Source organism: Mycobacterium sp., from assembly GCF_049280035.1.
Taxonomy (GTDB): domain Bacteria; phylum Actinomycetota; class Actinomycetes; order Mycobacteriales; family Mycobacteriaceae; genus Mycobacterium.
In genome coordinates, this window is sequence record NZ_JBAPPI010000151.1 from 1 (window position 1) to 4,446 (window position 4,446).

Genomic DNA, 4,446 nt, shown 5'->3' on the forward strand with positions numbered 1-4,446 from the left:
GGGTTGCGGTGCGTGGGCGAACGCGATATGCCAGCGGCCGGCCCGATCACAGGTGATGCGGTAGGACTTCACGCCCTCCGGAACCTGCCGCGACAGGCGGAACCGGACCCAACCGACCTTGGGCACCCACACCCGGCTAAACCGCCGGTTCAGACGTCGGACGTGATGGGCTTTGACCGCCACCTGCCGGAAGCCCTCATGCGCAACCGCTTTGCGCCACCTCGGTCGGCGATGCGTTCCCGCGAAAAAGTTACTCATCGCCTGCGCGAAATCCCGCAGCGCCTGCTGCTGCACCGTCTGCGACCCCGCTGCCAACCACTGGTATTCGGCGCGGGCCGCAGTCAACTGAACGCACTGCTCGTTATAACCCGGCGCGCGGCGGCCCGGTTGCCAGTGCAGTTGCTGCTCGACCGCCAAGTTCCACACATACCGGGCGTGGCCACAATGCTCGGCCAAGACCACCGCCTGATCGGCAGTCGGAAGCAACCGATATCGCGACACCCCCGCAACCTAGCCGTCACCCCCGACAACCCACCGAAAGGAGACGGTCATGGCCCGACCGAAGTGCATAAGTACGCGATCGCGCGTCAGGTACTGCGGTCGGTTTAGTTATTAGGCCCGGGTACCAATCGCGGTCAACGCGTCGTCCAGCGTCGGATACAACGAGAGGACTTTGTCGAGGCCGGTCAACTGTATCGGTCGGCTTGTCGCCGGATTGTTGGCCACTATCGCGACCTGAGCAGATTTGCTGACCTTTTCGTGAGCGGCCGCCAGGATCCGAAGACCTACCGATGCCATGAATCTCACTTCAGAAAGGTCAATGACGAGAATCGGCGGATCATCGTCGAGCGCTCCCGTAATCGCCGCTTCAAAAGCCGGCGCGGTGCTCAAATCGATTTCGCCGCCGATGCTTACCACGGCGACCCCTTCGCGGCGAGCGAGGGAGGTGGTGATCGGACCCGCAGCAGACAACGGCCATCCTTGGTCGGGTGTCCCATCGCGCCTGGCGACCCTGGTGCCGACCCGGTGCCGTCGTCGCAAACTGGCAGAAATACTACTTCAACTCCTCGCCCGGCGAGGCTCGGTTAGTCTTGGCGCGGGGCTTCTGCCCGCCTGCGGCAAGCCGGGAGGTTCGATGTCGGATCAAACGATAGATTTGTCGGGAACGAGCGTCGTCAACCAGGCGCCGGCGATCTCGAGCGAAGGTTTGCTGCTGCCACAGCTGGTGCAGCACTTGCGGCAGAACCGAACGGCTTTGCGCGAGGAATGGGCCCGCCGAATCACCGAAGCCGAATTGCTGACCGCGATGTCTCCGGAGGAGATCTTCTCCGAGGCGACGACGGTGTACGACAGCTACGTCGAGGTGCTCGAGACCGGTAGCGTTGAGGCGCTCCAAGATTACGCACGCGACCTGTCCGAGCGCATCATTCCACGTGGCGTGGAAACCAACGAGGTCGTCGGCATCGTGCTGCTGCTGCGCGACGTGCTGGCCCGCTCACTGTTCGAGAAATACCAGACGGACTTCGACCTGCTGAACCGAGTGCTCGACGCTTACGAGCCCGCCGCCAACCGCATCGCCAACACCGTCGCCGTCGGCTTCGTGCAGGAACGCGAGCGCATCATTCGCCAGCAGCAGGAAGCCATCCGCGAGCTGTCCACGCCGGTGCTGCAGGTGCGCGAGCAGTTGCTGATCTTGCCGATCATCGGTGTGCTGGACAGTCAGCGCGCCCGGCAGGTCACCGAGCAACTGCTGCGAGCTATTCGCGCCAACCGAGCCAAGGTCGTCGTCATCGACATCACCGGTGTGCCCACCATCGACTCGACGGTGGCCAACCACCTGGTGCAAACCGTCGATGCGTCGGGCTTGATGGGTGCCAGCGTGATCATCACCGGCCTGTCTTCGGAGATCGCGCTCACCCTGGTGACTATCGGGCTGGATCTTTCCAAGATGAACGCCGTCGGTGACCTGCAGGGCGGTATCGAAGAAGCCGAACGTCTGCTGGGCTACGAGGTCACCCGCACCGGCGAAACGGGCGGGTAACAATACTTCGTTGAGAGCTAACACGAGCGCGCCATGCCAGTACCGATCCTGAAGCAGGGCCCCATCCTCATTGCCTCAGTGCAAGCGGCGCTGACCGACTCTGACACCGAGCGGCTGCGCTACGACCTGATGGAGCGGGTCAGCCGCTTTCGCGCACAGGGCATCATCGTCGACGTCACGGCCATCGACGTGATGGACTCATTCGCCGCCCGGTCGCTGCGCACGATTGCGCACATGACGCGGCTGCGCGGCGCGGACACCGTGATCGTCGGCCTGCAGCCCGAGGTCGCGTTTGCGATGGTCCAACTGGGTTTGATGTTCGACGATATGTACACGGCGCTGGACCTGGAGGAGGGCCTGGCGCTGCTGAATAGACAACTCGGACTGGGGAAATCGATCGGACTCGACGGTGGCGGATGATGTCATCGTCGATGTCGGCAACCCCGACGACATCGTCGCGGCGCGTCAGGCGGGCCATCAGTTGGCCCGCAAGCTCGGTTTCTCGCTGACCGATGTCACGATGATCGCCACGGCGATCTCGGAAGTCGCCCGCAACATCACCAGCTATGCCGGTTACGGGGCGATTCGGGTTGGGGTGGAAGATCGCGAGGGCAGGCAGGCGCTGGTGGTGCGTGCCGAGGACGGCGGTCCGGGCATCGCCAACATCGAACGGGCTATGGAGGACGGCTTTTCGACCGGGCGCGGCCTAGGCCTCGGCTTGCCCGGCGCACGTCGGCTGATGGACCGCATGATCGTGGAGTCCACACCGGGTCAGGGGACGGTTATCGAGATGTGGAAGTGGATTCCGCGAAATGGCTGAGCACGGTTGGCTGGGACCGATCGAATGGGCGGCCAAGGCGCGCGCGCGGCCGGGCGAAAACATTTGCGGCGACCGGCTGATCGCGGTCGACGTGAACGGTACCGGCGCCCTCCTCGGTGTGCTGGACGGTCTCGGCCACGGCGCGGATGCCGCCGAGGCGGCCAAGCGCGGTGTGGACGTGCTCCGGGCTGCCCGTGCCGAGCCGCTCGACGTCCTGGTCCAGCGCTGTCACCGTGCCTTGTCGGGCACCAGAGGGGCAGCGATGACGTTGGCGCACATCGACTTTCGCTCCGATACGCTCAGTTGGATCGGCATCGGCAATGTCACCGCCGACCTCGTCGCCAAACACCCGGCCGGCGTCGAGGTGCGGTCTTCTGCGCGTCTTACCGGCGGCATCGTCGGTTACCGCGTACCCGAAGCGCTGACACCGCAGAAAGTTCCGATCCGACCCGGCGACCTGGTCGTCATCGCCAGCGACGGCATCGTCGAAGACCATCTGGACGACATCGATTTCTCCGCGTCGTCTTTGGCGATCGCCGACCATATTTTGCACCGGCACGCCAAAGACAACGATGACGCGCTGGTGCTCGCCGCACGTCACCGAGGCGCGTCGGGATGACCCGCACGAGCGACTTCCATGCCGGGTACGCCGCCGTCCTGCGTACCTACCTGGAGGTGCGCGGCGAGGAAGAACTCGCCGTCGGCCACGAACTCGGACGCCTGGCCTTGCAAGAAGGCATCAGCATGCTGGACATCATCGAGAACCACTTCCAACTGGTCGACGACCTCGCGCAGGATCCCGGCTTCGATCGACCGGCTGCCCTGGGCTTCCTATTGCAGACGCTGGCCCCACTCGATATCGCGACCCGCGGATTTTTAGACGGCACAAAGCGTTACGAGGAGCAGCGGGCCCGCGCCGAAGACCTTGCCGATCGCGATGAATTCCGCAGCGCGTTGGTGAATTCGCTGCAGGAGGGATTCTTTGTTGCCGATGCCGCCGGCGCGGTGGTCGAGCTCAACGACGCCTTCACCAAGATCACCGGCTACCCGGCACACGGCATCCCCTATCGTTGGCCGCACCCGTGGTTGGTCGACGAAAAGGCCGCTCGACTACAACAATCCAGGCTCGGCCAAGAAAGCCAAGTCCAATACGAGACACCGATTCGGCATCGAGACGGCCGTCTGGTGTGGGTGACGGCCAATATCAACCGGGTCATGACAGATGCCGCAGCTGGCGACGTGTACGTCGGGACGATTCGCGACATCACCGCCGAGCGGGCGTTCGCGGCGCGGGAAAGCGCGGTCCTGCGTCTGGCCACAGCGGTCGGCGTGGCCAAAAGCGTGGCCGAGGTGCTGACAATCACCCTCGACGAGTGTCGCCTCGCGCTCGACGTACACCGGGTGGTGGCCGCGGTGTGGCCGACGAACGATGGTGAACCAACGATTCAGGTGGCCGGCGAGAAAGCCTTACTGCCGTGGCGTCAACTCGATCCGGTGCTGCGCCAGATATTTCAGCAGGCCCGTCATCAATTACCGCTCACAGTGCAGCCGATCGAATGGCCGGACAACCCGGGCATGGCACGCG

At 64.2% G+C, this 4,446-nt stretch carries 7 protein-coding genes; 5 read left to right on the plus strand and 2 right to left on the minus strand.

Annotation, left to right across the window (positions count from 1 at the left end; translation table 11 throughout):
* Positions 1-501, minus strand: a 501-nt coding sequence (locus WAN71_RS04905; RefSeq protein WP_422224254.1) for an RNA-guided endonuclease InsQ/TnpB family protein, incomplete at its 3' end; no start/stop codon positions are given.
* A 111-nt stretch (positions 502-612) separates the two neighbouring features.
* A complete protein-coding gene (locus WAN71_RS04910; protein WP_422224255.1) occupies positions 613-972 on the minus strand; it encodes an STAS domain-containing protein in 360 nt (119 codons plus the stop codon).
* Positions 973-1,135: 163 nt separating this feature from the next.
* On the opposite strand from WAN71_RS04910, the gene WAN71_RS04915 reads away from it, so the two are divergent.
* The 5 genes from WAN71_RS04915 to WAN71_RS04935 all read left to right on the plus strand — a co-directional run.
* The gene (locus WAN71_RS04915) at positions 1,136-2,041 is read left to right on the plus strand and encodes an STAS domain-containing protein (RefSeq protein WP_422224256.1); all 906 of its coding nucleotides are present in this window, start codon (positions 1,136-1,138) and stop codon (positions 2,039-2,041) included.
* Between the two features lie 33 nt (positions 2,042-2,074).
* Entirely contained in the window at positions 2,075-2,461 is a 387-nt protein-coding gene (locus WAN71_RS04920; RefSeq protein ID WP_325678478.1) for an STAS domain-containing protein, read from the plus strand.
* Positions 2,451-2,861 (plus strand): ATP-binding protein, encoded by a 411-nt coding sequence (locus WAN71_RS04925; RefSeq protein WP_422224257.1) that lies wholly within the window; start codon positions 2,451-2,453, stop codon positions 2,859-2,861. The genes WAN71_RS04920 and WAN71_RS04925 overlap by 11 nt, the downstream gene beginning before the upstream one ends.
* Positions 2,854-3,480, plus strand: coding sequence for a SpoIIE family protein phosphatase (locus tag WAN71_RS04930; protein ID WP_422224258.1), 627 nt, complete (start codon positions 2,854-2,856; stop codon positions 3,478-3,480). The genes WAN71_RS04925 and WAN71_RS04930 overlap by 8 nt, the downstream gene beginning before the upstream one ends.
* Positions 3,477-4,446, plus strand: a 970-nt coding sequence (locus tag WAN71_RS04935; RefSeq protein WP_422224259.1) for a phosphatase RsbU N-terminal domain-containing protein, incomplete at its 3' end; no start/stop codon positions are given. The genes WAN71_RS04930 and WAN71_RS04935, both read left to right, overlap by 4 nt.

Coding starts and splice junctions, on each gene's coding strand:
- WAN71_RS04915 (WP_422224256.1), top strand. CDS start 1,136: ATGTCGGATCAAACGATAGATTTGTCGGGAACGAGCGTCGTCAACCAG.
- WAN71_RS04920 (WP_325678478.1), top strand. CDS start 2,075: ATGCCAGTACCGATCCTGAAGCAGGGCCCCATCCTCATTGCCTCAGTG.
- WAN71_RS04930 (WP_422224258.1), top strand. CDS start 2,854: ATGGCTGAGCACGGTTGGCTGGGACCGATCGAATGGGCGGCCAAGGCG.